Annotated in this window: 24 protein-coding genes; 11 read left to right on the top strand and 13 right to left on the bottom strand. The window is 65.3% G+C overall.

The window, feature by feature from the left end:
• Positions 1–222 precede the first annotated feature (222 nt).
• Positions 223–1,401: an amidohydrolase family protein gene (locus VH499_RS07855; protein ID WP_332052150.1), complete on the bottom strand. Its 1,179-nt coding sequence runs from the start codon at positions 1,399–1,401 to the stop codon at positions 223–225.
• A gap of 3 nt (positions 1,402–1,404) precedes the next feature.
• Entirely contained in the window at positions 1,405–2,190 is a 786-nt protein-coding gene (locus VH499_RS07850; protein ID WP_332052149.1) for an HpcH/HpaI aldolase family protein, read from the bottom strand.
• Here VH499_RS07850 and VH499_RS07845 point away from each other — a divergent pair.
• Genes VH499_RS07845 through VH499_RS07835 form a run of 3 tightly spaced genes read left to right on the top strand, consistent with a single transcriptional unit; the run spans position 2,096 to position 4,420 of the window.
• Entirely contained in the window at positions 2,096–3,112 is a 1,017-nt protein-coding gene (locus VH499_RS07845; RefSeq protein WP_332052148.1) for an aldose 1-epimerase, read from the top strand. The genes VH499_RS07850 and VH499_RS07845 overlap by 95 nt on opposite strands.
• Positions 3,113–3,119: 7 nt before the next feature.
• Positions 3,120–3,887: an SDR family oxidoreductase gene (locus VH499_RS07840; RefSeq protein WP_332052147.1), complete on the top strand. Its 768-nt coding sequence runs from the start codon at positions 3,120–3,122 to the stop codon at positions 3,885–3,887.
• Positions 3,884–4,420 carry a hypothetical protein gene (locus tag VH499_RS07835; RefSeq protein WP_332052146.1) on the top strand — a complete coding sequence of 179 codons (537 nt, stop codon included), beginning with the start codon at positions 3,884–3,886 and terminating at the stop codon, positions 4,418–4,420. Before VH499_RS07840 ends, VH499_RS07835 begins: the two co-directional genes overlap by 4 nt.
• A gap of 12 nt (positions 4,421–4,432) precedes the next feature.
• Here the strand turns inward: VH499_RS07835 and VH499_RS07830 are convergent, their stop codons facing one another.
• Positions 4,433–5,842: an adenylate/guanylate cyclase domain-containing protein gene (locus tag VH499_RS07830; RefSeq protein ID WP_332052145.1), complete on the bottom strand. Its 1,410-nt coding sequence runs from the start codon at positions 5,840–5,842 to the stop codon at positions 4,433–4,435.
• 65 nt (positions 5,843–5,907) lie between these two features.
• On the bottom strand, positions 5,908–6,651 hold the full coding sequence (locus tag VH499_RS07825) for an alpha/beta hydrolase (RefSeq protein ID WP_332052144.1): 744 nt from the start codon (positions 6,649–6,651) through the stop codon (positions 5,908–5,910).
• Positions 6,652–6,677: 26 nt separating this feature from the next.
• On the opposite strand from VH499_RS07825, the gene fumC reads away from it, so the two are divergent.
• Positions 6,678–8,081, top strand: a complete 1,404-nt coding sequence (fumC, locus tag VH499_RS07820) for a class II fumarate hydratase (RefSeq protein ID WP_332052143.1) — start codon at positions 6,678–6,680, stop codon at positions 8,079–8,081.
• A 21-nt stretch (positions 8,082–8,102) separates the two neighbouring features.
• Here the strand turns inward: fumC and VH499_RS07815 are convergent, their stop codons facing one another.
• The 4 genes from VH499_RS07815 to VH499_RS07800 are packed head-to-tail and all read right to left on the bottom strand — an operon-like array spanning position 8,103 to position 14,076.
• Complete coding sequence (locus VH499_RS07815) at positions 8,103–9,314, bottom strand: MFS transporter (protein ID WP_332052142.1); 1,212 nt, start codon at positions 9,312–9,314, stop codon at positions 8,103–8,105.
• A 4-nt stretch (positions 9,315–9,318) separates the two neighbouring features.
• Complete coding sequence (mtnA, locus tag VH499_RS07810; RefSeq protein WP_332052141.1) at positions 9,319–10,413, bottom strand: S-methyl-5-thioribose-1-phosphate isomerase; 1,095 nt, start codon at positions 10,411–10,413, stop codon at positions 9,319–9,321.
• A complete protein-coding gene (mtnK, locus tag VH499_RS07805) occupies positions 10,410–11,699 on the bottom strand; it encodes an S-methyl-5-thioribose kinase (protein ID WP_332052140.1) in 1,290 nt (429 codons plus the stop codon). The genes mtnA and mtnK overlap by 4 nt, the downstream gene beginning before the upstream one ends.
• Positions 11,700–11,733: 34 nt before the next feature.
• Entirely contained in the window at positions 11,734–14,076 is a 2,343-nt protein-coding gene (locus tag VH499_RS07800) for a transketolase (RefSeq protein ID WP_332052139.1), read from the bottom strand.
• Positions 14,077–14,178: 102 nt separating this feature from the next.
• Between VH499_RS07800 and VH499_RS07795 the strand changes: the two genes are divergently transcribed.
• The 4 genes from VH499_RS07795 to VH499_RS07780 all read left to right on the top strand — a co-directional run bounded on the left by VH499_RS07795 (position 14,179) and on the right by VH499_RS07780 (position 16,729).
• The gene (locus VH499_RS07795) at positions 14,179–14,640 is read left to right on the top strand and encodes an Lrp/AsnC family transcriptional regulator (protein WP_332052138.1); all 462 of its coding nucleotides are present in this window, start codon (positions 14,179–14,181) and stop codon (positions 14,638–14,640) included.
• Positions 14,641–14,681: 41 nt separating this feature from the next.
• Positions 14,682–14,831 carry a hypothetical protein gene (locus tag VH499_RS07790; RefSeq protein ID WP_332052137.1) on the top strand — a complete coding sequence of 50 codons (150 nt, stop codon included), beginning with the start codon at positions 14,682–14,684 and terminating at the stop codon, positions 14,829–14,831.
• A gap of 27 nt (positions 14,832–14,858) precedes the next feature.
• Positions 14,859–15,587 carry a class II aldolase/adducin family protein gene (locus VH499_RS07785; RefSeq protein ID WP_332052136.1) on the top strand — a complete coding sequence of 243 codons (729 nt, stop codon included), beginning with the start codon at positions 14,859–14,861 and terminating at the stop codon, positions 15,585–15,587.
• A gap of 110 nt (positions 15,588–15,697) precedes the next feature.
• Positions 15,698–16,729, top strand: a complete 1,032-nt coding sequence (locus VH499_RS07780) for a hypothetical protein (RefSeq protein ID WP_332052135.1) — start codon at positions 15,698–15,700, stop codon at positions 16,727–16,729.
• 9 nt (positions 16,730–16,738) lie between these two features.
• Here VH499_RS07780 and VH499_RS07775 read toward each other — a convergent pair whose 3' ends face one another.
• The gene (locus tag VH499_RS07775; protein WP_332052134.1) at positions 16,739–17,644 is read right to left on the bottom strand and encodes a PhzF family phenazine biosynthesis protein; all 906 of its coding nucleotides are present in this window, start codon (positions 17,642–17,644) and stop codon (positions 16,739–16,741) included.
• A 77-nt stretch (positions 17,645–17,721) separates the two neighbouring features.
• On the opposite strand from VH499_RS07775, the gene VH499_RS07770 reads away from it, so the two are divergent.
• Positions 17,722–19,377, top strand: a complete 1,656-nt coding sequence (locus VH499_RS07770; RefSeq protein ID WP_332052133.1) for an AMP-binding protein — start codon at positions 17,722–17,724, stop codon at positions 19,375–19,377.
• A gap of 58 nt (positions 19,378–19,435) precedes the next feature.
• On the opposite strand, the gene VH499_RS07765 is transcribed toward VH499_RS07770, so the two are convergent.
• The 3 genes from VH499_RS07765 to VH499_RS07755 all read right to left on the bottom strand — a co-directional run bounded on the left by VH499_RS07765 (position 19,436) and on the right by VH499_RS07755 (position 23,555).
• Positions 19,436–21,028 (bottom strand): NAD(P)/FAD-dependent oxidoreductase, encoded by a 1,593-nt coding sequence (locus VH499_RS07765; protein WP_332052132.1) that lies wholly within the window; start codon positions 21,026–21,028, stop codon positions 19,436–19,438.
• A 4-nt stretch (positions 21,029–21,032) separates the two neighbouring features.
• Complete coding sequence (locus VH499_RS07760; protein ID WP_332052131.1) at positions 21,033–22,187, bottom strand: ArgE/DapE family deacylase; 1,155 nt, start codon at positions 22,185–22,187, stop codon at positions 21,033–21,035.
• Positions 22,188–22,298: 111 nt separating this feature from the next.
• Entirely contained in the window at positions 22,299–23,555 is a 1,257-nt protein-coding gene (locus VH499_RS07755) for a Zn-dependent hydrolase (protein WP_332052130.1), read from the bottom strand.
• Between the two features lie 76 nt (positions 23,556–23,631).
• Between VH499_RS07755 and puuE the strand changes: the two genes are divergently transcribed.
• Together puuE and VH499_RS07745 are read left to right on the top strand one after the other, a co-directional pair.
• Complete coding sequence (gene puuE, locus VH499_RS07750; RefSeq protein ID WP_332052129.1) at positions 23,632–24,540, top strand: allantoinase PuuE; 909 nt, start codon at positions 23,632–23,634, stop codon at positions 24,538–24,540.
• 275 nt (positions 24,541–24,815) lie between these two features.
• The gene (locus VH499_RS07745) at positions 24,816–25,208 is read left to right on the top strand and encodes a hypothetical protein (RefSeq protein WP_332052128.1); all 393 of its coding nucleotides are present in this window, start codon (positions 24,816–24,818) and stop codon (positions 25,206–25,208) included.
• Here VH499_RS07745 and VH499_RS07740 read toward each other — a convergent pair.
• Positions 25,197–26,336 (bottom strand): amidohydrolase family protein, encoded by a 1,140-nt coding sequence (locus VH499_RS07740; RefSeq protein WP_332052127.1) that lies wholly within the window; start codon positions 26,334–26,336, stop codon positions 25,197–25,199. The genes VH499_RS07745 and VH499_RS07740 overlap by 12 nt on opposite strands.
• Positions 26,337–26,345: the final 9 nt, after the last annotated feature.

The raw sequence follows: 26,345 nt of genomic DNA, 5'->3' as shown, positions 1-26,345 counted from the left end.
CCGGGCCTTGCCCGACGCCCGCCTCTAGATACCGGAACAGCCCCGAGACGAAACACGGAAGGCGGTAACCAACCCGCGGATAAGAGTCTGATCAACCGTCGTCTCGAGCGCTCCATCTCCTGCCCTGTGCAGTTTACTCTTCTTATCTTACCCAACCCCGACGCCGTCTGGTCGCTCGGTAGCATCCTTGCTGCCAAGAACCTTGACTACGGACATAAGAGTCTAGCCGACGAGCACGCCGTCGCGCGCGAGGACGCGGCCGGCCTTCACGACCAGCTGGCGCCGAGGGCGGGTGGCGACCGCCTCGGCGACCGAGCCCGCCGTGACGGCGACAAAGTCGGCCGGCCCACCGACACGCAGACCGTAATCCGCAAGGCCAAGGACGCGCGCGGCGGCTGACGTCACCATTTCGTAGGCTACGGAAAGCTCCTGGTCGTGCCGGAAGTTTGCGCGATAGCCGATCATCATGGCGCGATCGAGCATGTCACCGTTGCCGAACGGCGACCAGGCATCGCGGATGTTGTCGGAGCCGCCGAACACCTCGACGCCATGCTGTCGCAGCAGCAGGAGGGGCGGCATGGTCGCCGCACCCGGCCCATGGCTCATGATCGCGACGCCTGCATCGGCCAGGACGTCGGCCGTCTCGGCGGCCGTTGAGAGCGCGACCGAGCCCAAAGCAAAAGCGTGGCTGACGGCAACCTTTCCGGCGAGGCCCGCGGCCTTCGTGCGAGCGGCAATGGCGAGAAGCTCTGCGATCCCGGCTTCGCCCCCGTCATGCAGATGGATGTCGAGGCCGACGCCGCGCTTCTCGGCGATGCCGAAGATCACCTCGAGGTGGCCGTCGAGATCGCCGTCGATGCCCACGGGGTCGAGGCCGCCTACGAGATCGGCACCTTCGGCGACCGCGGCATCCAGCAGATCGGCCGTGCCCGGAGAGCGCAGGACGCCGCTTTGCGGGAAGGCGACGACCTGGATGGTGGCGAGGGCGCGGAAGCGCTCGCGCACCTTCAGGATCTCGTGGAGGTTGCGCAGCCCGAGCTGGTTGTCGATATCGACATGGCTGCGCATATGCAACGTGCCGTTGGCAATAACCTGGCGCACGAGATTGGCGCCGGTTTCTGATTCCGGAACGGTGCGCGCGGCGCGCACCTTCCGTTCGGCCTCGATGCGATCGGCGACCCGATTGCCCGCCGCCTGATTGGGCACCCACGGCAGGCCGAGCAGCGTCTTGTCGAGATGGATATGGCCGTCGACCAGCGGCGGCAGGATCAACGCGCCGCCGAGATCGACATCGTCGCTCGGCGCCGAATCTCCTTGAGCGGCGAAGGCCGCAATGCGTCCGTCCGCCGCCACGACATCACGCTTGCTGCCATCCGGCAACGTGGCGTTGGCGAAGCGCACCGCCTACTTGTCCGCGACAGCGCCTGCTTCCTTGCGCACCGTGGCCACGGCGGCGCGAGCGGCCTGCGCCATCAGGCCCGAGTCGTTGGCGATGGTCACGAACCGGAAGCCCTTGCCGATCATCTTCGCAGCATAGCCCGCCGTTCCGTTGTGGATGCCGGCAAAGAGATTGCGCTTCTTCACCGCCGCCAGCAGCTTGTCGTAGATCGCCAGCACCTGCGGTTCCTCGCGATCGAGCCTCGGTACGAGCCCGAGCGAGAGCCCGAGATCGCTGGGCCCGATATAGATGCCGCTCACGCCCGGGACGTCGAGGATGGCGTCGATATTGTCGATCGCTTCCTGCGTCTCGATCATCGGGATGATCAACACCTCGTCGTTGGCGGTGGCCTGATAGGGCGTCGCCTCGCCGTAGGCGCCGGCGCGAATCGGACCGTTGCTGCGCTTGCCCTTGGGCGGATAAAGACTGTAGGACACCAGCGCCTTCGCTTCCGCGGGCGTGTTCACCATCGGACAGATCACGCCCCAGGCGCCGCCATCCAGGACCTTGCCGACGATGCCGGGTTCGTTCCAGGGCACGCGCACCAGTGGCGTCACCGGATGCCTGTCCATCGCCTGGAAGCAGGTGACCATCGACTGGTAGTCCTGCACGCCATGCTGCATGTCGACCGTGACGCTGTCCCAGCCGCACTGCGCCATGGTCTCGGCCGAGAAGCCGTTGGGAATGGCGAGCCATCCGTTGACGCAGGCCTTGCCCGCCTGCAGACGCTTCTTCAGCATGTTCGACGACATATCGGCGTTCCTTCGCTCCGGGTTAAGAGACGCCGCAGTCTACACAGCGGCGGGAAGAGTGGTGACGGATTTGTTATTGCAGGCAGGCTCTCTGGCCGTCGATCTTGCTCCTGAGGCAGGTGGCTCGATCGCGGGCTTTCGCGTTGGCGAAGTCGACCTGTTGCGACCCATGAGCCGTACCGACAGGGAGTCCGGGCGCGGCAACAATGCCGCGGCTTATCCGCTGGTTCCGTTCTCCAATCGCATCGCGAACGGGCGACTCGATTTCGAAGGAGAGACGTTCCACTTGAAGCGCAACTGGCCGGGCGTAGCGCATCCGATGCATGGCGATGGCTGGTCACACGCCTGGCATGTGGCGCATGCCGACGAGCGTTTCGCCGAGATCGTCTATGAGCACGATCGCGCCGGCACCGAAGGTGGCTGGCCCTTCCGCTATCGCGCGCGACAGAGCTACCGGGTGGAACCCGATCGCCTGATCGTCGGGATGGCGATCGAAAATCTCGAGGATCGGACTGTGCCGGCGGGGCTCGGGCTGCATCCTTTCTTCGTGCGCGGGCACGACGTCGAACTTGCTTGTCGGACGCAGGCAGTTTGGAAGACCGATGCCGAGGTCTTGCCGGTCGAACGGGTGCCCGTGCCCGGCGACTGGGATTTCCGCGAGCCGCGGCAGATTGACGACGTCGTGCTGGACAATTGCTTCGACGGCTGGACGGGCAAGGCCGCTGTCATCTGGCCGCGTCGCCTGCGGCTCGATCTCGAGGCCAGTGAGCCCTTCCGTCATGTCGTCATCTATGTGCCGGCCGGTCAGCCGTACTTCTGCGTCGAGCCCGTAAGCCATGCGAGCGGTCAAGTTGGCCTCCTGCCGCTGGCTCCGCGCGCGACGCGCGGCGGCGAGATCGTTTTTCGCATTTCCGACTTGTGAGGGATCAATGCCGCCTTTCGCCTCCTATCCCAGCCTCGAGAACCGCACCGTCTTCGTGTCCGGCGGTGGCTCGGGCATCGGCGCCTCGATCGTCGAGCACTTTGCCGAGCAGGGAGCGAAGGTCGGTTTTGTCGATATCGACGAGGGTGCATCGGCGGCGCTCGTGAAGAAGATCACGGCGGCCGGCCATGAGGCGCCGCTGTTCCTGAAGGCCGATGTGCGCGACGTGAAGGCCTATCAGGCGGCGATCACGGAGGTCGCGGCAAAGCTCGGCACCATCACGGTCCTGATCAACAACGCCGCACGTGATGATCGTCACGATCTTGCGGCCGTCACTCCCGAGTTCTGGGACGAGCGCATCGCCGTCAACCTGCGGCACCAGTTCTTCGCCATCCAGGCCGTGGCGCCGGGCATGAAAGCGGCCGGCGGCGGAGCGATCGTGAATTTCAGCTCGGTCAGCTATCACACCATGACCGCCCGCCTTTCAGTGTACGAGGCTGCCAAGGCGGCCGTGATCGGCCTGACGCGCGGCCTGGCGCGTGATCTCGGGCCGGACAAGATTCGCCTGAACGCGATCACGCCGGGCTGGATCATGACCCAGCGCCAGATCGATCTCTGGCTGACTCCCGAGGCCGAGGCAGACCTGATGAAGGCGCAATGTCTCAAGGAAAAAGTCTACCCACCCGACATCGCCCGCATGGCGCTGTTTCTGGCGGCTGATGACAGCAGGCTTATATCGGCTCAGAATTTCGTCGTCGACGGAGGGCGAATGTGAATGGAGTCGCAGTCTCCCGGCCGCGCCGGATCGGACGCTTTCTGCTCAAGGAGCTGAAGCTCGCCTTGCCGCCGACGATCTATTTCTTCTGTGCCTTCAACCTCATTGCCTTTGTCACCAACTTGCTGGTCCAGCCCTATTGGTTCGCGTTGTCCAATTTTCTTATCGCCACGGGCCTGGCGTTGATCGTCGGCAAGGCGATTCTGGTGACGAACGAGTTCTCGTTTATAGATCGATTCCGCAGCGCGCCGCTGATCAAGCCGATCCTTTACAAGACGATCATGTACAGCCTGATCGTTCTTATGGTCCGATTGCTGGAGCAACTCGGCCACTTCCTGCTGGATGAGCGCGGTTTCAACACCGCGTGGCAGGCCGCCGCACAGAGTTTCACCTGGCGCCACTTCACGGCGGTCCAAGTCTGGCTCGCGGTCTGCTTCCTGATCTATGTCGGCGTAGTCGAGGTCAACGCCCGATTGGGTCGAGGCCGCCTGATGCATCTGCTATTCGGCGGCAAGGACATCGGCGCCAACTAGAGTCGCGACGATCTAGGGAATCTCGTAGACCGCCATTTCCGAGGCGATACCGCGCAGCGCGTGCTGGCGTGCTGCCGGCGTAAGGCCGCCGGCCTTCAAAAGGCTGGCGCTCTGCGCGTTGCCGACCACGCTATTGGTCGCGAGGATCGAGGGCGTCAGGGCGAGACCTTGTACCCGCGAGGCGAGGTTCACTGTCTGGCCGAAATAGTCCTGTCGTTCATTCAAGGTCACCGCCAGGCAGGGACCTTCGTGGATGCCGATCTTGAGCAGGAGGTCGTCGCGACCGCGCGCGTCGTTCAGCTTGCGCATGGCGTCGCGCATGCGGAGCGCGGCGGCCAGCGCATGGTCCGGCGTCAGGAAGGTGGCCATCACTGCATCGCCGATGGTCTTGACGACGGCACCGCCCTCGGTGGCGACGATCTCGTTCAGGGTCCGGAAATGCTCACGGACCAGATCGAAGGCGACCAGGTCGCCGACCCGCTCGTAGAGCTCCGTCGAGCCCTTGAGGTCGGTGAACAGGAAAGTGAGGCTGGTGATCTTCAGCCGCTGGTCCACGTCGAGCGTGTCGGTGCGGTAGATGTCGCGGAACGTCTGGTTGGATAGCAGGCGCTTGGCGGTCAGGAACGGCCGCCGCTTGCCGACGGCGCGGTGCATGGCGTCGTTGGCGACCCAGACAATCGGCAGGACCCGGCCGGCGGAGCGATTCTCGAGCGACAGCCGGAGGGGGCCTGGCCTCAGCTCTGTCGTTCCGGCCGGCGCTTGCAAGTTGGTGTAGACGAGCGTCAGGGCCTGTCGGTCGCGCGTCGGTTCGCCCTTCACGTCGATGAACTGCGCGGCGTGGGTTACCGGTTCGAGGACGATGATGGTTTCCGCCGGAAGCTGCAGCGACAGAATCGCCTTCTCGCCGGCGGGAAGCTCCACGGCATCGAGCGTGACCTGCTGCATTTTCGCCTCGAAGTCGTCCTCGGGCAGGTCGGCGCCGGTACCCCAGAACACCTGGCGGCAGTATTCCCAGATCGGAAGCTCCTCGGGATTATGCGCCGCGATCCGGCGCACTCGCGGGCTCACCGTGAAGCCGACCTCGACCATCTCGTCGAGCGTCGGCTCGTTGCTGACGGCGCAGAACGCGCAGTAGTATTCTTCGGAGCGCACGCTCTTGAGCGACGTGTTGGTATCCAGCACACCCCCGCAGCTGGGGCAAAGGACGTTCCACGACATCTCGAAAAGGCCAATCTGTGCCGCATGCAGCAGCGTCGCGATCGTCTTCTCCTCGTCGAGGCCTTCGCGCCGAGCGAGATCGAGCGGATTGATGCGTGCAAGCCGGCGATCAGGCGCTTCCCGTACCAGCCGTTCGAGTGCGGCCGCGCAATCCGCGTCAGCCGATTGGCGCAGGACGGCGAACAGAGCTTGCGCTTCGCTCATGGGACGCACGCTACGCCGAAAAGGGTCAAGCGGGAAAGCTCGTTCGGCGGCCAGGGAGATCGAGATCAAGCCATCGTGAGGGCGGGAAGGACGTCGCGCCCGAGCCAGTCGTTCAGCAAAGCCGCCAGCTCCCGCGGGCGCTCGAGCGGCGCCATATGTCCGCAGTCTTCGATGACCTCGAAGCGGGCATGGGGCAGGCATCGCGCCATGTGCTCGGTTTCGGCGAAGGTCCTGAGCCGATCCTGTCGGCAGGCGACGACCAGCGCCGGGCAGGTGATGCGCCCAAGGTCGGCATAGCCGTCGTTCCGCACCAAGGCGGCTTGCCGCGCCCGCACCGCCGGCCCAAGACGGCGCTGCATGCTGCGCAACCGCTCGAGCAGCACAGGATCGCGCTCGCGGTCGGGGTGCAGACCGGCGGCGACGCCGTTGGCCCGCGGCGGGCGGTTGCCAGGCTGCCAGCCGGCCTGGCGCCGGGCCCGCTCTTCCGCCGAATAACCGCGCGCCGACGAAGCCACGAAGGCGACGCCGGTCACGCGGTCGGCCGCCATGAGCGCCAGCACACGCGCCACGAAGCCACCCATCGAGAAGCCGATCAGCACGAACTTGCCCGGCGCCTCGGCCAGCACACGTCGTGCCATCCCCTCGAGCGTGTCGTCCTGATAGACGTTCCCGTAGTGGACCGGGCCGATGGGCGCGAGATCGGGCAGCATGTCGGTCCAGAGTTCGGCATCGCACATGAAGCCGGGGAGCAGCACCAGGTCAGGCATCGGCGCGGGCAGCTTGCGCGGGCTGGCACCGTTTATCAACATCGCCGCGACAGCAAGAGGATGCGCAGATGGCCGTTCGCAAGGAAGTCGACAGCATGGGCGAGATCGAGGTACCCGCAGACAAGCTGTGGGGCGCGCAAACCCAACGCTCTCTCATCTACTTCAGCATCGGCAAGGATCTGATGCCGCGGGAGATGATCGACGCCTATGCGATCCTGAAGAAGGCTTGCGCCAACGCCAATTTCGCCGGCAAGCGGCTGGCGCCGGAGCCGCACCGGTTGATCGTGCAGGCGTGCGACGAGATCTTGGCTGGTCGTCATCATGACATGTTCCCACTGCATGTCTGGATGACCGGCTCGGGCACGCAGTTCAACATGAACGTGAACGAGGTGATCTCGAACCGCTGCTGCCAGATCGCCGGCACGCCGCTCGGCTCCAAGAAGCCGGTGCATCCCAACGACCACGTCAACATGTCCCAGTCGTCGAACGACAACTTCCCGTCGGCGATGTACATCGCGGCGGCGATCGGAGTGACGCAGAAGCTCGTGCCGTCCGTCAGGGCGCTGCACGATGCGATCGACGCCAAGGCAAAGGAATGGGCGGACATCGTGAAGATCGGCCGTACCCATCTTCAGGACGCGACTCCCATAACGCTTGGCCAGGAATGGTCGGGCTATGCCGCCATGCTGGCGGAAGGTCTCACGCGGCTCGAGCCGGCGCTGAAGGAGATCTATCGTCTTGCCCTTGGCGGAACCGCAGTCGGAACCGGCGTCAACGCCGCACCCGGGTTTGCCCACGCGGCGGCGGCGGAGATCGCCGCACTGACCGGGCTGCCGTTCGTGTCGGCATCCAACAAGTACGCGGTGCAGGGGGCGCACGACGCACTGGTGCAGCTCTCCGGCACGCTGCGCACCCTGGCCGGCTCGCTCTACAAGATCGCCAATGACGTCCGTCTCCTGGCCTGTGGACCGAGGGCGGGGCTGGCCGAGCTGATCCTGCCGGAGAACGAGCCCGGTTCGTCGATCATGCCAGGCAAAGTGAACCCGACCCAGGCCGAGGCGCTCACCATGATCGCCGTCCAGGTCATGGCCAACGACGTGGCGGTCGGCATGGGCGGAGCGGGCGGTCATCTCGAGATGAACGTCTACAAGCCGCTCATCATCTTCAACATCATGAACTCGATCGTGCTGCTGGCCGACGGCTGTGCCAATTTCCGCAAATTCATGATCGAGGGCACGAAGCCCAACTTGCCGAAGATCAGGGAACATGTCGAACGGTCCCTGATGCTGGTAACCGCGCTTGCACCTGTGATCGGCTACGACAAGGCATCTCAAATCGCCCACCATGCGAGCGAGCACAACCTCACGCTTAGGGAGGCGGCGCTCCAGCTCGGCTATGTCAGCGAAACCGAGTTCGACCGCATCGTCGATCCGGCCAAGATGGTCCATCCTTATGTCGCAAGCGAACGGTAGGAGGACGACGCAAAGCATCGCTTACCTGGTGATCCGGCTGCCCCTGGCCAGCAGGATCATGGCGGCGAGCGAGACCGTGCCGAAGACGAAGGTCAGCCAGAGCGCGCCGGAGGCGCCGAAACGGTCGAGGACGGCGGCCAGGACCGTCGGGGCGCTCGCCGACAAAATGCCCTGCGGCAGCGCCAGACGGCCCATATAGGCGCCGAACTGGCTGCGGCCGAACAAGGCCAGCGGCAAGGTCGCACGCTGCACGGCCTTCAATCCGTTGGAAACGCCGTAGGCCAGGATGCAGACGACGGCGACTGCGGAATTGCCGCCGTCGATCAGCATCAGGCCGAGACCGAACGGCAACATCGCCGAACCCGTCACAGCCGAGGCCATGAACGAATAGCGATGTCCGAAGACGAGCTCGATGATGCGGATACCGACCTGCGAAGGACCGATCAGCGAGGCGAGAAACAATGCCGAGGCTGGCGGATGACCAAGGCCGCGCAAGATCTCGATGACGTGGATGATGAAGCCGGTGAAGACGAAGGCGCCGAACGACAACGTGATGTTGAGCAGAAGGAAGGCACGGGATCTTTCCTCCGCCGGCAGGCCACCGGCCGACGCGGGCGTCGCCATGGCTTGCGCCGGCACGGGCGCGGCTTTGGGCAGGGCGATGAAATGGATCGGCGCGCAGATCAGCAAATGCATGGCGGCATAGATCAGCACCGTGCCGCGCCAGCCGGCCAGCGCGACCAGTGCGCCGCTGAGCGGCCAGAATACGGTCGAGGCGAAGCCGCCGATGATGGCGAGGACGGCAATCGCCTGACGGGCACGCGGACCGGCGACTTGTGCGAGCGCGATGCTCGAAGGCGTATTGAGAGCCAGCGTAGAGGCGACACCCATGCCGGCCCAGGCCGCGAAGTAAACGGCCGGTCCCTGGCTGAACGCCAGGATCACGAGCGCCAGCGCGTAGAGCAACGAGCCGCCGGCCATGACGAGCCGCGGGCCGGTACGGTCCATCAGGCGGCCGATGCGGGGCGCGAACAGCGCGCCGACACCGAACATCACGGTGATGCCGGCGAACACGAGCTCGCTCGCCATGCCGAGTTCGTCCTGGATGTAGCGGCCGAGCACCGACGGCATCAGGAACGTCGTGCCCCAGCCGATGATCTGGGTGACGCCAAGGCCCAGCGTCGCGCGACCGACCGGAGCGAAAATCGTCGCGCCGCCGAGGGCGCGTATCATGTGATCATGCCGCCCGGGCTCGCTCGGGATAGAGCGAAAGCAGGCCCGCCTCGTCGGCGCTGCAGACCCCGCGCTCGGTGATCAGGGCAGTGACGAGACGGGCGGGTGTGACATCGAACGCCGGGTTGGCGGCTGGGCTGTTCTCAGGCAGGACATCGATGCTGACCATCTCGCCGCTCTCGTTGCGTCCGGAGATGCGCGAGAGTTCCCGCGCATCGCGCTCCTCGATCGGGATGTCGCGATGGCCGTCCTCGATCGTCCAGTCGATGGTGGGATAGGGCAGGCCGACATAGAACGGCACGCCGTTGTCTCGCGCGGCGAGCGCCTTGAGGTAGGTGCCGATCTTGTTGCAGACGTCGCCGCGCCGCGTCGTGCGGTCGGTGCCGACGATGCAGAAGTCGACCTTGTCCCGCTGCATCAGATGGCCGCCGGCATTGTCGGCGATCACGGTGTGCGGCACGCCGTGCTCGCCGAGCTCCCAGGCCGTCAGGCTGGCGCCCTGGTTGCGGGGCCGCGTTTCGTCGACCCAGACATGGATGGGGATGCCGGCGTCGTGCGCCTGGTAGATCGGGGCCAGCGCCGTACCCCAGTCGACAGTCGCGAGCCAGCCGGCATTGCAATGGGTAAGGGCATTCAGGCGCTCGCCGCGCGGCTTCAGGCGCTTGATCTCGGCCAGGCCGTGCTCGCCGATGCGCCGGCAGATCTCGGCGTCCTCGTCGCAGATCTCGGCGGCGCGGCGATAGGCTGCGTCGCGGCGATCGCTCGGCGGCAGCGCCGCGAGCCGCGCGCGCAGATCATCGAGCGCCCAGCGGAGATTGACCGCCGTCGGCCGCGCCGCCAGCAGCACGCTATAGGCACGGGCGAGCGCGGGGTCAGACGGGTCGGTCGCCATGGCCAGCGCCATGCCGTAGGCTGCCGTTGCGCCAATCAGCGGCGCGCCGCGCACGATCATGGTGCGAATCGCGTGTTCGGCGTCCTCCATGCGGCGCAGATCGCGTATTGCGAAGCGATGCGGCAGCAGTGTCTGGTCGATCGCCTGCACCGTCGTTCCATCAGGGCCGAGCCAAATGGTGCGATAGGGTCTGCCATCGACTTTCATGCCGGAACCCTTGCCGCCTCGCGTTGCAGGGCGCGCGCGGCTTCGCTGACGGCCTTGATATCCGTGAAGGTCGCGCCGTCGACCATCAGGGTGCGCGCGAGCCTGAGCGCACGCTGCTCGCAGCCCGCGCGCCGCTCCGGATCGGCGATACTCTCCATGTCCTCGACATGGGCCAGCCCCAGGATGCGACGGGTCATCTTGCAGCCGCCGAATCCCAGCGAGTCGACGAACAGCCGGCGCATGTAGGCGTCCTGCGCGGCGTCGAACGCAGCCTGATCCGGACCGGACGAGAACAGGTCCGGCATGAAGACGTCGCCGCCATGGGCCTTGTTCCAGAGCGCGCGGAAGCGCCCGTCGAACAAGGTCCAGACCGCCTCGACCGTTTGCAGGATCCAGTCGCGGTAGCGGTCGCGATCGCCCGGCCTCGTCTCGTGGCCGCTTTGGGAGAAGAAGGCGAGATAGAGGTTGCCGATCAGGGCGCCGACATCAAAGCCCATCGGACCGTAGAAGGCGAATTCCGGATCGATGGCGCGGCTGTCGGACTCCGTCACCATGATGGAGCCGGAGTGAAGGTCGCCATGGATCAGCGCCTGCGCCTCGCCGAGGAACTTGAGCTTGAATTCCTGGGCGGCGCGCTTCCACGGCCCATCGCTGCGCACTGCCGCGGCGGTGGCGTCGAGCTGCGGGCTTGTCCAGCGGTTGCCGTCGGCGAGGCGCCAGGGATCGGTGAACACCAGATCCTCCGTGATTCGGCAAAGTTCGATATTGTCGCAGAAGAGAGCCATCTGCTTCTTCTTCGCCGCCGCCGGCTGGCCGAGATCGGACGTGGCGAACAGCGTCTCGGCCATGAAGGTCGCCATGTGATCGGCGAGGTTCGGGTAGACGATGCCGCGGATCAGGCCCTTGCGCAGGATGATGTGCGGACTGAGATAGGCCATCACCGTGAGCGCCAGTGTCTCGTCGAAATGGAACACCTCCGGCACATGCTGCGGCGCCACCCTGGCCTCTGTGATCAACGCCTGATGCTCGAAGAAGGCGCGGCGTAGCGGCAGCGGCCAGCTTTCGCCCACCAGCCGAAGATAGGGCAAGGCCTGCTTGAGCACGACGCCGCCGGCGGGGCCTTCGACCACGAACACGAAATTGAGATTGCCATCGCCCACTTCACGGACCTTCCAGTCCGCGGATCTGCCGCCGAGCTGGTTGGCGACGGCCGGGACGCCTGCGAGATAGGCCGCTACGTCCGCATCCTTGAGAGCCCGGTAACCGGGCGGAACATCAAATGCCATGACGCCCGGAAGTTCGGGCTTCGCGGCTGCGAGGTCAAGGGATCGCTCTCGCCACCGCGTCGACGATCGCCGCCGCATCGAGCTTGTAGCTGCGATACAAATCGGGGATGTCGCCGGATTGACCGAAGCCTTCGATCCCGAGCGGCACCACGCGCTGGCCGCGCACCGAACCGAGCCAGGAGAGCGCGAGCGGATGGCCATCGAGCACCGTCACGAGGCGTGCGTCCCGTGACAAGGGAGCGAGCAGGGCTTCGATCGGGCTGGGACGGCGATCGACGATCCCCGCCGTGCGGCCACGCCGGCGTTGCGCGTCCAACCAGTCGGCGTGCAGGCGGTCGGGCGAAGTCAACACCAGAAGCCCCGCGCCGGCGAAATCGCGGTCGATGCTTTGATGCGCTGCGATCGCCTCCGGCGTGACCGCACCCAGGGCGACGATGGCAAGGTCGGCGCCCGGCTCGGGCGGCGCATACCAGTAGCCACCCGACACGATGCCGGCTTCCTGCCCGGGCGCGAGCGTGCGTTCCGGCTGCGGCAGGCTGCGGGTGGAGAGCCGAAGGTAGATCGACGAGCCGTCGGGCTGCTGCATGTGCTCGAGGGCAAAGCGCATCAGCACGGCCAGCTCGTCGACGAAAGCCGGTTCGTAGGAAAGCAGGCCCGGCTGGCCGATGCCGATCAGCGGCGTATGAATGCTCTGGTGTGCCCCACCCTCGGGCGCGAGTGTCACGCCGGAAGGGGTGGCGGCCAGTAAGAAGCGCGCATCCTGGTAGCAGGCATAGTTGAGCGCATCGAGCCCGCGGGCGATGAACGGATCATAGAGCGTTCCGATCGGCAGCAGGCGGGTGCCGAACAACTCGTGGCTGAGGCCGAGCGCCGCCAGCTGGATGAACAGGTTGTTCTCGGCGATGCCGAGCTCGATATGCTGGCCACGCGGCGTCTTGCGCCAGAGCTGGGCCGAGACGACCTTCAGCTCTCGGAACACGTCTTCCGCTTCCGTGTGGCCGAAGAGGCCGCGTCGGTTGATCCACGGGCCGAGATTGGTCGAAACGGAGACGTCGGGCGAGGTCGTCACGATGCGGCGCGCAAGCTCGCTGTCCCCGGCGGCGATAGCGTTCAGGATCTTGCCGAAGCCTTCCTGCGTGCTCGCCTTCCTGTCGTTCGGCCTCGGCAGCGCTGGCGGTATTGCCACCATGGCCGCCTCGGTCCGGCGCCGTCCTTCCGCATTGAAGGGCGCTTCCGCGATAAAGGCTTCGAGCTCGGCAGGCGAGGAGGAAAGGCCGGCGAACTTCTGCCATTCCTGGCCATCCCCGACGCCCATGCCTGCCTTGAAGCCGCTCATCTGGTCGAGCGTCATCAGGCCGGAGTGATTGTCCTTGTGGCCGGCGAAAGGCAGCCCCTGACCCTTGATCGTATAGGCGATGAAGCAGGTCGGCCTGTCGTCGTCGATGCTCTCGAAGGCATCGAGCACGGCCTGCATATCGTGCCCGGCGAGGTTGGTCATCAACCGATGCAGGGCCTCGTTGTCGTGCTGCTCGAGGATGCGGCGTATGCCCGGATACTGGTTGAGGTCGCGCGTCAGCGCCTCGCGCCAGCCGGCGCCGCCCTTGAACACCAGCGCCGAATAGAGCGAGTTCGGGCAGGCATCGATCCATTGCCGGAGCTGCTCGCCGTCGGGCTGAGCGAAGGCCGCTTCCAGGAGCTTGCCGTATTTCAGCGTGACGACGCGCCAGCCCACCAGCTCAAACATCTCGCCGATGCGACCGAACAGGCGGTCGTTCACGACGCCGTCGAGGCTCTGGCGGTTGTAGTCGATCACCCACCACAGGTTCCGCACGTCGTGCTTCCAGCCTTCGAGCAGCGCCTCGAAGACATTGCCTTCATCGAGCTCGGCATCGCCCACCAGTGCCACCATCCGGCCGGTGCGACGTTCGGCCGGCGCCAGTTTCTTCAGGCGCACATAGTCCTGCACGATCGAGGAAAAGAGCGTCATGGCGACGCCCAGACCGACCGACCCGGTCGAGAAATCGACGTCGTCCACGTCCTTGGTGCGCGACGGATAGGACTGCGCGCCGCCCATGGCGCGGAAGCGCTCGAGCTTGTCCTGCGTCTGATGGCCGAACAGGTACTGGATGGCGTGGAAAACGGGCGACGCATGCGGCTTCACCGCCACGCGATCCTCGGGTCTCAGCACCGCGAAATAGAGTGCGGTCATCACCGTGGCGAGCGACGCGCAGGACGCCTGGTGACCGCCGACCTTCAGCCCGTCGCGGTTCGGCCGGATATGGTTGGCGTGATGAATGGTCCAGGCAGAAAGCCACAGGACCTTGCGCTCCAGCTCGCGCAGCATCCTCAGGCGCTCGACAGGGGCCATCGAGGTCATTTGCTCCGGGAGATACGCCCAAACATGGGGAATATCCTTGCGTTTAGACCTGTTCGGCGGCTGTATGGGGTAAAATTAGGCCAAAAACGGGGAATTCAAGCAATGATCTCCCTCGATGCCATCGATCGACGCATTCTGGAGCGGCTGCAGCGCGAGGGGCGGCTCAGCAACGCCGAACTTGCCGAGAAGGTGGGTCTCTCCTCCTCGCCGTGCTGGCGGCGTGTCAAGGCGCTGGAGGAGGCCGGGGTGATCAAAGCTTATGCCGCCCTCCTCGATGCCAAGACGGTCGGCCTCGCGGTCAATGTCTTCATGAGCGTGTCGCTCACCACCCAGAACGAGAAGTCGTTGAAGGAGTTCGAGCGCGCCGCTGCAGCGCGGCCGGAGGTGATGGAATGCTATCTGATGACGGGCGACAGCGACTATCTCCTGCGCGTCGTGGTGCGCGACCTCGAAGCCTATGAGCGCTTTGTCATGGATTTCACCAAGATACCCGGCATTGCCCAGATCAGGAGCTCGTTCGCGCTGCGTCCGGTGAAGCAGGGGACGGCCTTGCCGCTCGGCTGAGATAGGCATCGACGAGCCGCACGATCTCGTCTTCGATCTCGGTGTTGGAGAACAACTGCGGCTTCTGCCCGAAGGCTGGGTGGCCGTCGCGCAAGCTGGTGATCGTGAGCCTGGGTTTCGCGGTCGACCCTGCCAACGGGGCACCGGTCGAGGCCGTGGTGCGGCTCACGGCGGCAGCCGATCTCTGGTAACGTCGGCCGCCGGGAGGGAACAGTGCCATGTCGACCCCGATCGTCTTCAATTCCGCAATCGGCCGCGAGTTCGTAAAGTATGCCAGGCTGATCGCAGGCCGCGGCTACGTGCACAACACGCTGGGCAACATCGTGATACGCGCCGCCCATCCCGATTTCCCGCACGGCCTTGCTTATACCAAGCACGCCGAGATCTCGCTCGAGGAGATGGAAGCCGAGAATATCGTCATCACCGATATCCCGACCAGCCGGATCCTGTGGGGCGAGCGCATGACCTCGGTCGGGCACAATCTCAGTCGTGAGATCCTGCGGCTGCGACCGGACATCGGCGCCACCATCCATGTGCATGACGATGCCACGATCGCGCTCCTCGGCGCGCTGGGCGATTCCAACGCGCCGGAATTCAAGGTGCTGTCGCTCGATCCGCCCTTCGTCCTGGGCAAGCCGGTGCATTTCGTGCCGGCCCATGTCGATGTCGAAGCCGACGTGAGCTCGGTTGCCGGCTTCATCCAGGACACCAACTCGGTGGTGCTGGTCGGCCACGGCATCACCACGCTGGGGCGCACGCTGTCGGAAGCCTATCACCGCCTTAACACGCTGACAGCGGAGGTGCGCCGCTGCATCGTCGCCGAACAGCTCGCGGCGCTCAAGGGAACGCGTATCGCCTATCGTTCCCGGCGCGAGATCGAGGAGATGTACCGCTTCGCCGAACGAATCATCTATCCGACAAGGGCCGAAGGCGTGATGCAGGAATAGGTGACCCGCTAGGGATGCCTGCAGTTTTTGCGTGGCGCCATCGTTGACAAAAGCCGGTCAAGAGGATGGTCGCCTCACCGCCGGCGCCGATCTCTGCTAGGCTCGCCACCATGCTGATCATCGATCATCGGCCGCGGCCGCCGGTCGGTACTTTCATTCTGCTGGGCTTGGCCGGCATTCTCTATGCGTTGATGCTCGCGAATCTGGTCGACATCGGCAGCACCGACGCGGCGGGACGCGGCCTCGATCGCGCCTTCGCGGCACTTGCCGGCCTTCTGCTCTGGATCCTGCTTGCGATCCTGCTGATCGTGGGCGGCGTCAAGGGGTACATGCCGGTGCTGGCGGCCATGGTCGCTGCAATCCTGTTGCCCGTCTCGGCGGTGGGGGCAGTCGCGGCGGCGGAGCTCTACGAGCGCCAGGGCGGCTGGCCGATCCTGGTGTTGGCCGTATTGCCGCCCGCGTTTGCATTCTATGCGCTCTGGGCGCGGATGCCGCAGCTTCACAAATCTTTCCCGCCCCCGTCGACCAGCGCCGTCGTGGGTCTCGCGGTCGTCCTCGTGACCGCAGGATCTCTGGCCGCGAAGTGGCATGCCGAGCGCCCCGACCCGGCTCGGCAGGCGCGATTGGCGGCCGAGCAACGAGCGCAACAGGAGGAGGAGCAGCGACGCGTGCAGCAAGTGCGCGCGCGCGAGGAAGCAGCGTTCGCACAGCTTGGCCCGGACTCCTCGCTCGCCGACTATCTCCCCTATCTGCGCGGCGACCATGCGCCCGCGGCGCTGGTGGGGATCCGTCTGGTGAAGAGCCGGCAAGCCGATGCGATCGCCCTGTTGCAGCAGGGACGGCTCGGCGACCTGACCGAGCTGCGGGAATTCAATGTCGAGCCGACCACCGGGCTGTGCCGGGCCTACGGCAAGGCGCTCGCCGCGGCGGCGGCTCAAGCATCTCCGCATGTGCGGTCGGACTATCTCGCGTCGGCGACGGATCTCGAACGCCAGCTCCCCAACATCAAGTGGCTGATGGGCGTCCATTGCGATCTCGACGAGGCACTGGCTCTGCTCGAGACCAATCTGCGCGCCGTGGCCGACTCGCCCCGCATGACGGGTTTTGCCGATACGCTGGGCAAGCTGCGCGAGCTCAAGTGAGATCGCCGGTCAGACCTCGATGGTGCCGCTCATCATCTGCACGCAGCGACCGCCGATATAGGTCGCCGTCACCTCGCCCGCCTTCTTCTCGGCGCAGGCCTGCAGAATGCTGGGCCGGCCCATGTCGAACCCCTGACCGATGGCGCGGCTGAGTGTCAGTTCGGCGCGCGTGTCGAGGTGTGCCAACAGCCCGATCAACGCCACGTTTGCGCTGCCGGTCGCCGGATCCTCGGGCACGCCGTACAGCGGGGCGAACATGCGGCTCTGGATGTCGAGATCGCCTTCCTTGGTGTGAACGTAGAGATGGATGCCGACGGCACGCTCCATCGGCAGGTGGCGCACAAACACGTCAGAGCGTGGCTGGACGGCAGCAAGCGCGGCTCGCGACCTGAGCTCGACCATCACAAATCCCACGCCGCAGGAGGCAACGATCGGGCGATGCGCACGGGTCTCGATCTCGGCGGGCGGCAGCGAGCAGGCCTCGGCGACGATCTCGACCGCGACCTCGTCGCCCAGGGTCAGGCGCTGCGGTGCCGCCAGCCGGGTCGCGATCACGGCGTCCTTGTCGCGCACGATATCGAGCGCCACGAGGCCCGCCTTCTCCTCGAATACCAACCGGTCGCCTGCGACCTTGCGCCCCAGGCATGCTCCGGTATTGGCCAGCACGAACGCCGTGCCGATATTGGGATGGCCGGCGAACGGCAGCTCTGCCTTGGGCGTGAAGATCCGCACGTGCGCGGTATGCCTCGGGTCGTCGGGCGGCAGGACGAAGGTCGTCTCGGCGAGATTGAACTCCGCGGCGATCGCCTGCATCCGCCCGCTCGGAAGCCCGCGGGCATCGGTGACGACGGCCAGCGGATTGCCACCGAACTTGTGCTCGGTGAAGACGTCGACGGTCGTGAACGGAACCTGCATGGCAGCGGGACCCTACCGACTTGCGGAAGGGCCCCTGAACGAGATTAACTCGGGATCGGGAGGAAAAACATTCGGCCATGACGCAGATTTCCTACGACCACGGCGTTTCCCTGAAGAAGCTGATCGGCGAGACGATCGGTGCCTTCTTCGACCGCACCATCGAGACCTACCGCGACCGCGAGGCGCTGGTCGTCAAGCATCAGAACGTGCGGTGGAGTTGGGGCGAGCTCGGCCGCCGCGTCGACGATCTTGCCGCCGGTCTCCTGTCGCTGGGCCTGGAACGCGGCGACCGCATCGGAATCTGGGCGCCCAACACCTCCGAATGGACGCTGACGCAGTTCGCGACGGCCAAGGCGGGCCTGGTGCTGGTGAACGTCAATCCCGCCTATCGCCGGACGGAACTCGAGTACGCGATGAACAAGGTCGAGTGCAAGGCGCTCGTGCTGGCGCCTGCGCTCAAGACCTCCAACTATCTCGAGATCGTGGCCGATCTGGTGAAGGACCGGAAACTGCCGCATCTCAGGCACATCATCCGCCTCGGCTCGGAAAAGACTCCGGGCATGCTGAACTTCGACGACGTCGCGAAAGCGGGCGGCAACGCCGAGCGGGTGAAGCTTGCCGAGATCGGCCCCAGGCTGCAGTTCGACGACGCCATCAACATCCAGTTCACGTCGGGCACGACGGGCTTCCCCAAGGGCGCGACGCTCAGCCACCACAACATCCTGAACAACGGGTTCTTTGTCGCCGAGGGGCTGAAGTTCACGCCCGACGACCGGCTCTGCATCCCGGTGCCGCTCTATCACTGCTTCGGCATGGTGATGGGCAATCTCGGCTGCCTGACGCACGGCGCGACCATGGTCTATCCCGCCGAGGCGTTCGATCCGCTGGCGACCTTGCAGACCGTGGCCGAGGAGCGCTGCACGGCGCTCTATGGCGTGCCAACCATGTTCATCGCCCAGCTCGACCATCCCGAGTTCGAGAAGTTCGATCTGAAGAGCCTGCGCACCGGCATCATGGCGGGCTCCCCGTGCCCGATCGAGGTGATGAAGCGCGTGCAAAGCAAGATGAACATGCACGAGGTCACCATCGCCTACGGCATGACGGAAACCTCGCCCGTCTCGACCCAGTGTGCGACCGACGATCCCGTCGAGCGGCGCGTCTCGACCGTGGGGCAGGTGTTGCCGCACATCGAGATCAAGATCGTCGATACGGAGGGCAAGGCGGTGCCGCGCGGAGAGACCGGCGAGTTCTGCACCCGCGGCTACTCCGTCATGAAGGGCTACTGGAACGACGAGGACAAGACACGCGAGGCGATCGACGACGGCGGCTGGATGCACACCGGCGACCTCGCCACCATGGACGGAGGGGGCTACGTCAATATCGTGGGCCGCCTGAAGGACATGGTGATCCGGGGCGGTGAGAACGTCTATCCGCGCGAGATCGAGGAGTTCCTCTACCGGCACCCCAAGGTGCAGGATGTGCAGGTGATCGGCGTGCCCGACCAGAAGTACGGCGAGGAGATTTGCGCCTGGGTGAAGCTGCGTGAGGGCCAGAGCGCGACGGCCGACGAGATCCGCGAGTTCTGCAAGGGCCAGATCGCCCACTACAAGATCCCGCGCTACGTCGAGTTCGTGTCCGACTTCCCGATGACCATCACCGGCAAGATCCAGAAGTTCGTGATGCGCGAGCAGACGATCGGCAAGCTCGGACTCAAGGTCCAGAAGACGGCGTGAAACCGCTTGGAGCGCTCTACTCCGCTGGCCTGTTCTTGTTGACGCCGCGCGCCCACGGCTAGGACAGCGCCATCTCCCGATAACCGTTCGCCGCAACCTCGTCGCAGCGGGCGCGGTAGGCGGGGGCGCTGCCGCTGTAGCGGGCGACGATGCGGGTCTCTTTGCCGTCGACGTTGCGGTTGATCCCGGTCATCCAGGAATCGATCTCGTTGGAAAGCAGGCCTTCGCCCAAGGCCTTGACGTGTTCGGTCCAGGCTTTCACGCCCTCGGGCCGGCATTCGGCGCGTGTCAGCCCATGCTCGCGCATATGGCGGATGAGGCCCGTCACCCATTCGACATTGTACTCGATACTGCGGGGAATGTTGCCGAGCGCCGTGTGCGGGCCCATCACCATGAACATGTTGGGGAAGCCCTCGACCTGCACGCCGAGCCAGGTCTTCGGTCCGCCTTTCCATTTGTCCTTGAGCCGGAGCCCGTCTGCGCCGCGGATGTCGATGCGGTCGAAGCTGCCGGTGATGGCGTCGAAGCCGGTGGCGTAGATGATCATGTCGAATTCGTATTCGGAATCGCTGGTCTTGATGCCCGTGGGCATGATGCGCTCGATCGGCGTCCTGCTGATATCGACGAGCGTCACGTTCGGCTGGTTGTAGACCTCGTAGTACCTGGTCTCGAGCGGCACCCGTCGCGTGCCGAAGCCGTGGTTCCTCGGGATCAGCATCTCTGCCACCTTCGGATCCTTGACGCGCTGGCGGATCTTGCGCGCCACGAAGTCGCTGACAAGCGCGTTCGCCTTTCGATCGACGAGGATGTCGCGAAAGTTTCCCTGCCACATGCCGAAGCCGCGGTTGTCGTAGAGCTTCTCGAACAGGGCCTCGCGCTCCTCGGGCGTCACTTCGCTGGTGGCGCGCGGGTCGGGCGTGTGCAGGAAGCAGGCAAAGGTCTCCCGGCAGCGTTCGAAGATCTCGGGATAGCGCGACCTGATCTCGCGCATCTCCTCCTCGCCAATCCGGGCGTTGTGCAGTGGTGCACACCAGTTGGGTGTGCGCTGGAACACGGTCAGGGTACCCGCGGTCTTGGCCACTTCCTGGATGGTCTGGACGCCGGTCGCGCCCGTGCCGATCACCGCGACCCGTTTGCCCTCGAAGCCTACCGGCTCGTGCGGCCAGCGGGCGGTATGGCAGGATTGGCCCTCGAAGGTGTCGATACCCTCGATCCTGGGCATGGTCGGCGCCGACAGCGGACCGATGGCGGTGATCAGGAACCGCGCGCCGTGCCGTCGGCCATCTTCGAGCGTGATCTCCCAACTGCGCGTTGCTTCGCTGTAGTGCGCGGCAGCAACCCTGGACTTGAACTGGATGTCGCGGCGCAGGTCGAACTTGTCGGCCACGTAGTTCAGGTACTTGAACGTCTGCGGCTGGGGCGAGAAGTGCTCGGTCCAGTGCCACTCGTCCAGCAGCTCCTGCGAGAAGGAGTAGCCGTAGGAATAGCTTTCCGAATCGAACCGCGCACCCGGATAGCGGTTCCAGTACCAAGTGCCGCCCACGCCGGTGCCCGCCTCGAACACGCGCACCTTGAGGCCGAGCTCGCGCAGGCGATAGAGCTGGTAGAGGCCGGAGATGCCCGCGCCGATGACGATGGCGTCGCAGTCCATGCCTTCAGGATAGCAGCCGGCTGACCACTTCCAACTGGATCCGGGCCGCCTCGACCATTTCGGCGACCGGAACGCTCTCGTTGGCGGCATGGCCCTGGGTGCCGGACCCGGGACCGAAATTGATGATCTCGATGCCATCGTCGGCGTAGTAGCGGCCGTCGCTCACGCCCGTTGCGTTGAGAAATTTCACCTTGCGACCGGTCTGCTGCTTCACGACCGACTCGAAAGCGGCGACGACCTGGCCGTTTTCGGGTGCGAAGAAGCCGTTGGTGCCGGTCAGGAACTCGACACCGTACTGGCTCCTCGGCTCGCCGACGCCATCGACCACGCGCTTCAGCTCGGCGAACGCATCCTTTACCTTCTCGTCGGGCAGCAGGCGGCGATCGATCTCGACCGTGCAGGTAGCGGGCACGACGTTGGTGTTGTGCCCGCCATGGAACATGCCGATGTTCACTGTCGATTTCATCGCCCCTGATGTGCGCCCGGCCAGCGCCTTGTCGTAGTAGGATTGCAGTGCACCTGCGAGCCGCATCATGCGCAGAATGGCATTGTCGCCGGCCGTAGGATTGCCGGCATGCGCGGCCTTGCCTTTGGTGGTGAGGCGGGCCCACATCACGCCGCGCTCGGCCACGATCAGGTTGTTCTCGGTTTGCGCACCCAGGATCAGCGCATCAGGCCGCACCTTGCCGGTCTTGCGCAGATATTCCATGCCGTTGGGACCCAGATTCTCCTCGTCGGCGACGAAGGTGAAGATCACCTCGCCTCTGACCGGGCCGCCATGGCGCGCGATCTCCTCGGCGAGCCAGAGCTGGACCGCCATGCTGCCCTTGCAGTTGCCGGCGCCGAGCCCATGGACGAGTCCGCCCTTCACGAGCGCCTTGAACGGGTCGCTCTTCCAGTTGCCGCGTTCACCCACGCCGACCGTGTCCACGTGCGCATTGAACGCGACGGCAAGCCCTTTGCCCTTGCCCTTCCGTCGCGCCACGACATTGTCGACGCCCTTCGCCCTGCTCACGATCTCGACCTTGTAGCCAGCCTTCCTGAGACGCTTCGCGGCGTAGGCGCAGATCTCGACCGACGTGCCGGGCGGGTAGGGGCTCGGCAGCGCGATCAAATCGGAGAGAATCGACACGAGGTCGGACGACAATTTCCTGGACACGATGACTCCTCGAGTCACGGTGTCATCTCGAGTGCGGCGGGGAATTCTTGCTGTTGTTCTAGAGATTCCTTGCTGCGCTCGGAGTGACCCGTGGATGTTGCGGAAGGTTGCTCAGCGATTCGCCAGCTCCTGCAGCACGCCGACCAGCACGCGCGCGCCGGCGGCGAGATCGGAGGGGGCCGCGTTCTCGATCTCGTTGTGGCTGATGCCGCGCTCGCAAGGCACGAAGATCATGCCGGCGGGACAGAGCTTGGCGATGTGCATGGCGTCGTGGCCTGCGCCCGAGGGCATATCCATGTGGCTGAGCTTCAACGCCTGGGCCTTTGCACGCACGAGATCGATCACCCGCGGATCGAAGCCGGTCGGCGCCACGTTGGTCACGCGTTCGATCCGGGCGGAGCAGGGCCTGGCCTTGCGAGCGACGATGTCGTGCAGCTTCTTCTCGTGGGCCTGAAGGACGCCGTCCTCGGGATGGCGCATGTCGATGGTGAAGGTGACCGCACCCGGCACCGTGTTGGGCGAGCCCGGGGACACCTCGACCCGGCCGATGGTGAAGCGAAGCGTGTCGTCGGCGTCGGTGGTCGCTTCGTACATCGCGGCGGCGATGCGCGTCGCGGCGGCGAAGGCGTCTTTTCGCGCAGCGCGCGGCGTGGTGCCGGCATGCGCCTCCTCGCCGCCGATCTCGACGATGTAACGGCGGCTTCCCTGGATCGCGGTGACCACGCCGATCGTCTTGGCCGCGTTCTCGAGCCGTGGTCCCTGTTCGATGTGCGCCTCGACATAGAAGCCGACATCGAAGCCTGGATCGCCTTCGCGCATCGGCGCGGGGGCGGCCTTCAGCGTCTCTTGCAGCGCATCCTTCAGGGCGACGCCCTGCCAGTCCTTCACCGCCAGCATGTCGTCGAGCTTGTAGGTCCCTGCGAACACGGCCGAGCCCATGGCGCCCGGCTGGAAGCGAGAGCCTTCCTCGTTGGTCCAGGCAACCGCGATCACCGGTCGTCTGGTCCTGATGCCGGCGTCCTCCAGCGCCTCCAGCGCCTCGAGGGCGGCCAGCACGCCGTACATGCCGTCGAAGCGGCCACCGGTGGGCTGGCTGTCCATGTGCGAGCCGCTCATTACCGGCGGCGCCTTGGCATCCGTGCCATCGCGACGCACGAAGAGATTGCCGATGGCATCGGTGAAGATCGGGAAGCCGCGCGCCCTCGCCCACTCCATGAGCAGGTTGCGGGCGGCAGCGTCCTCCGCCGACAGCGCCTGACGATTGACGCCGCCCTTCGGCGTGGCGCCGAGCCGCGCCATGTCGGCGTGCCGTTGCCACAGCCGATCCTCGCTCACCGCGCCGGAGCTGTCCTTGAGGGCGACGCCCATCTTGCCTCCTTGAACTTGTCGCCGGAGCTATAGCGGCCCCATAGTCGGCCTTCAACGTCTGCACGACGAGGGCGCAATGCACAATCATCTCGATCGCAACCTGATCGGCTACGGCGCGCATCCCCCCGACCCGCAATGGCCGAACGAGGCACGCCTGGCCGTGAGCTTCGTGCTGAACTACGAGGAGGGCGGCGAGAATACGATCCTGAACGGCGATCCCGGTTCCGAGATCTATCTGACAGAGACGCCCGGCGGGGTGCCGCTGCAGGGCGCGCGCGATCTCTCCACGGAATCGATCTACGAATATGGCAGTCGCGCCGGCTTCTGGCGCGTCCTGCGGACCTTCGGCGAGCGCAACATGCGCTTCACCTCCTGGGCCGTCGGCCGCGCGCTCGAACTCAATCCCGCTGCGGGCAAGGCGATGGCCGAGGCCGGACACGAAGTCGCGAGCCACGGCTGGCGCTGGATCAACTACAAGGACTTCACGCTCGAGCAGGAACTCGATCACATCAGGAAGGCGGTGAAGGCGATCAAGGATACGGCGGGCAAGGCGCCGGTGGGCTGGTACACCGGGCGCCTGGGCATGAACACCTTGAAGGCCGTCGTGCAGCACGGCGGCTTCCTCTATTCGAGCGATTCCTACAACGACGATTTGCCGTATTGGGTACGCGTCGAGGGCAGGCCCCATCTCGTCATTCCCTACACGCTCGACGTGAACGACATGAAGTTCGCGGTGACGCCCGGCTTTACCCAGGGGGACGGCTGGCTGCAGGCGATGAAGGATGCCTTCGACGTGCTCTACGCCGAGGGCGCGCGTTCGCCCAAAATGATGTCGGTCGGCATTCATTGCCGTCTCGCCGGTCGTCCCGGTCGGGCCGCGACTCTGGCGCGCTTCCTCGACTATGTCGCCTCGAAACCCAGGGTCTGGGTGCCGACGCGCGAGGAGATCGCCCGGCACTGGATGACGGTGCATCCGTCGCCCTGACCTGTCGCGGTGCGCGAGGGGCCTCGACCTCGGCGTTTCAATACCGCTTTCCGCGCAGTTTGCGATGTCTTTTGCGACATGTCGGGCCGGCAAGTTTAGGCAGGTGGCATGAATCGATCCCCAAGCGGAGGGTTTACGCCCACCCGATTGGTGTGGGAAATTGGCGCCGCGTGAGACCCGCCTGCTACCCTCTGCTGCTGGCACTGCTTGCACTCGCCGGCTGTGCCAAGCCTTCCCCACCCCGTACCGGCCTTTCGACCGAGAATGCCGCGGATATGCGCGCGCGCGCTGTCGAAGAGCGCAAGGATGAGATGCTGCGCGAACTCGCGGTGTGCGAAAGCGGGGGAAGCGGCGAGTCGCTCCAGCCGATCTACGGCGGCCGCGGCGCCTTCGTGGGCCGCTTCCAGTTCACGCCGCGCACCGTGATCAACTATATCCAGCAGATGGATGGACGCAGTCTCTCGGTCAAGGAAGCCACCGCCCTGGCGCACGATTACCGGCAGGCGGCAGCGCTCGCCAAGTTCGTGATCTTCGAGAAGGACGGCGTCTGGAACTGGCCGCTGTGCAGCCGCAAGCTGGGTTTGGTCCAGCAAGTCGCCGACATCAAGGCGCTGGCATCCGACGTGTTGGCTGCCCGATCGGTCGTCGCGGAAGGTTCAGTTCGCTAGCCGATAAAGCTTCATCGCGTTGTCGCGCGTGATCTTGCGTCGGGCCTGCGGCGTGACATCCGCGAGCTCGCGGTCCAGGAATTCCTGCGAGTCCGGCCAGATGCCGTCGGGGTGCGGGTAATCCGAGCCCCACATCACATTGTCCTCACCCAGGAGATCGAGCAGGCGAATGCCGACCGGGTCTGTCTGGTAGGTCGCGTAGAACTGGCGATACCAGTATTCCGACGGCTTCATCTTGAGATCGAGGTCCTTGAACTGGTCCTCCCATTCGAGATCCATGTGCTGCAGCACATAGGGGATCCAGCCGAGCCCTGCCTCGCCGATCACGACCTTGAGATTTGGATACCGCTCGGGTGCGCCGCTGAAGATCAGCCCGATCAACATGTAAGCCATATGCATCTGGAAGCTGGTGATGTGAGCGGCATGGACGCGCCGTTTCACGAATTCCGGCATCTTCGACGTGTCGGGCGACCGGCCGCCGATCGTGTGGAAGTGGACCGGGATGCCGGTTTCGTGCGCCGCCTGCCACAGCGGCTCCCAGAACGGATCCCACAACGGCGTCATGTCGGGCTTGTTGGCGACATCGAAGCCGCGCACGCCACGTTTGGCATTGCGGCGCATCTCGGCCGTCGCGACTTCCATGTCGTGGTTGGGAATGTTGGCGAGGCCGATCAGCCGGTCGGGCGCGGCGCGGCAGAAATCGTGCAGCCAGTCGTTGTAGATGCGCAGCACCTCGGTCGACGCTTCGGGATCGTTGAGCCGGCCGCTGGCACCGAGGATGCCGTACAGCACTTCGGCCTGCACACCGTCGCGCTCCTGGTCCTTCAGCCGCAGCTCGGGCTGGGTGAGGCGGCGAATGCCCTTCTTGCCATCTTCATAGAGGCCGGTGGAGGCCATGCGGTCCGACCGATAGATGACCCCCGGTACGTATTCGCGGCCGGCCGAGCCCATGCCGTTCACCAGGCCGAACTTGGCCCCCTTGATGCTCGTCCACTCCGGTCCCTTCGGTCCTTCGACGACATAGGGCATGCGCTCCTTGAGCGTCGCCGAGGCGTTGCCGGTGAAGAGATCTGGCGGCAACCAGATCAGATCGACGTGGCCGTCGGCGGAGATGACGTCGTACTGCATGGACACGTT

Source organism: Reyranella sp., from assembly GCF_036558665.1.
Classification (GTDB): domain Bacteria; phylum Pseudomonadota; class Alphaproteobacteria; order Reyranellales; family Reyranellaceae; genus Reyranella.
This window is presented reverse-complemented; position numbering and strand designations above follow the sequence as displayed.

What these genes read in the sequence shown, in the direction of transcription:
- VH499_RS07845 (WP_332052148.1), top strand. Translation starts at nt 2,096, where the DNA reads ATGGTCTCGGCCGAGAAGCCGTTGGGAATGGCGAGCCATCCGTTGACG.
- VH499_RS07850 (WP_332052149.1), bottom strand. Translation starts at nt 2,190, where the DNA reads ATGTCGTCGAACATGCTGAAGAAGCGTCTGCAGGCGGGCAAGGCCTGC.
- VH499_RS07840 (WP_332052147.1), top strand. Translation starts at nt 3,120, where the DNA reads ATGCCGCCTTTCGCCTCCTATCCCAGCCTCGAGAACCGCACCGTCTTC.
- VH499_RS07830 (WP_332052145.1), bottom strand. Translation starts at nt 5,842, where the DNA reads ATGAGCGAAGCGCAAGCTCTGTTCGCCGTCCTGCGCCAATCGGCTGAC.
- VH499_RS07825 (WP_332052144.1), bottom strand. Translation starts at nt 6,651, where the DNA reads ATGTTGATAAACGGTGCCAGCCCGCGCAAGCTGCCCGCGCCGATGCCT.
- fumC (WP_332052143.1), top strand. Translation starts at nt 6,678, where the DNA reads ATGGCCGTTCGCAAGGAAGTCGACAGCATGGGCGAGATCGAGGTACCC.
- VH499_RS07815 (WP_332052142.1), bottom strand. Translation starts at nt 9,314, where the DNA reads ATGATACGCGCCCTCGGCGGCGCGACGATTTTCGCTCCGGTCGGTCGC.
- mtnA (WP_332052141.1), bottom strand. Translation starts at nt 10,413, where the DNA reads ATGAAAGTCGATGGCAGACCCTATCGCACCATTTGGCTCGGCCCTGAT.
- mtnK (WP_332052140.1), bottom strand. Translation starts at nt 11,699, where the DNA reads ATGGCATTTGATGTTCCGCCCGGTTACCGGGCTCTCAAGGATGCGGAC.
- VH499_RS07800 (WP_332052139.1), bottom strand. Translation starts at nt 14,076, where the DNA reads ATGACCTCGATGGCCCCTGTCGAGCGCCTGAGGATGCTGCGCGAGCTG.
- VH499_RS07795 (WP_332052138.1), top strand. Translation starts at nt 14,179, where the DNA reads ATGATCTCCCTCGATGCCATCGATCGACGCATTCTGGAGCGGCTGCAG.
- VH499_RS07785 (WP_332052136.1), top strand. Translation starts at nt 14,859, where the DNA reads ATGTCGACCCCGATCGTCTTCAATTCCGCAATCGGCCGCGAGTTCGTA.
- VH499_RS07780 (WP_332052135.1), top strand. Translation starts at nt 15,698, where the DNA reads ATGCTGATCATCGATCATCGGCCGCGGCCGCCGGTCGGTACTTTCATT.
- VH499_RS07775 (WP_332052134.1), bottom strand. Translation starts at nt 17,644, where the DNA reads ATGCAGGTTCCGTTCACGACCGTCGACGTCTTCACCGAGCACAAGTTC.
- VH499_RS07770 (WP_332052133.1), top strand. Translation starts at nt 17,722, where the DNA reads ATGACGCAGATTTCCTACGACCACGGCGTTTCCCTGAAGAAGCTGATC.
- VH499_RS07765 (WP_332052132.1), bottom strand. Translation starts at nt 21,028, where the DNA reads ATGGACTGCGACGCCATCGTCATCGGCGCGGGCATCTCCGGCCTCTAC.
- VH499_RS07755 (WP_332052130.1), bottom strand. Translation starts at nt 23,555, where the DNA reads ATGGGCGTCGCCCTCAAGGACAGCTCCGGCGCGGTGAGCGAGGATCGG.
- puuE (WP_332052129.1), top strand. Translation starts at nt 23,632, where the DNA reads ATGCACAATCATCTCGATCGCAACCTGATCGGCTACGGCGCGCATCCC.
- VH499_RS07745 (WP_332052128.1), top strand. Translation starts at nt 24,816, where the DNA reads ATGCGCGCGCGCGCTGTCGAAGAGCGCAAGGATGAGATGCTGCGCGAA.
- VH499_RS07740 (WP_332052127.1), bottom strand. Translation starts at nt 26,336, where the DNA reads ATGCAGTACGACGTCATCTCCGCCGACGGCCACGTCGATCTGATCTGG.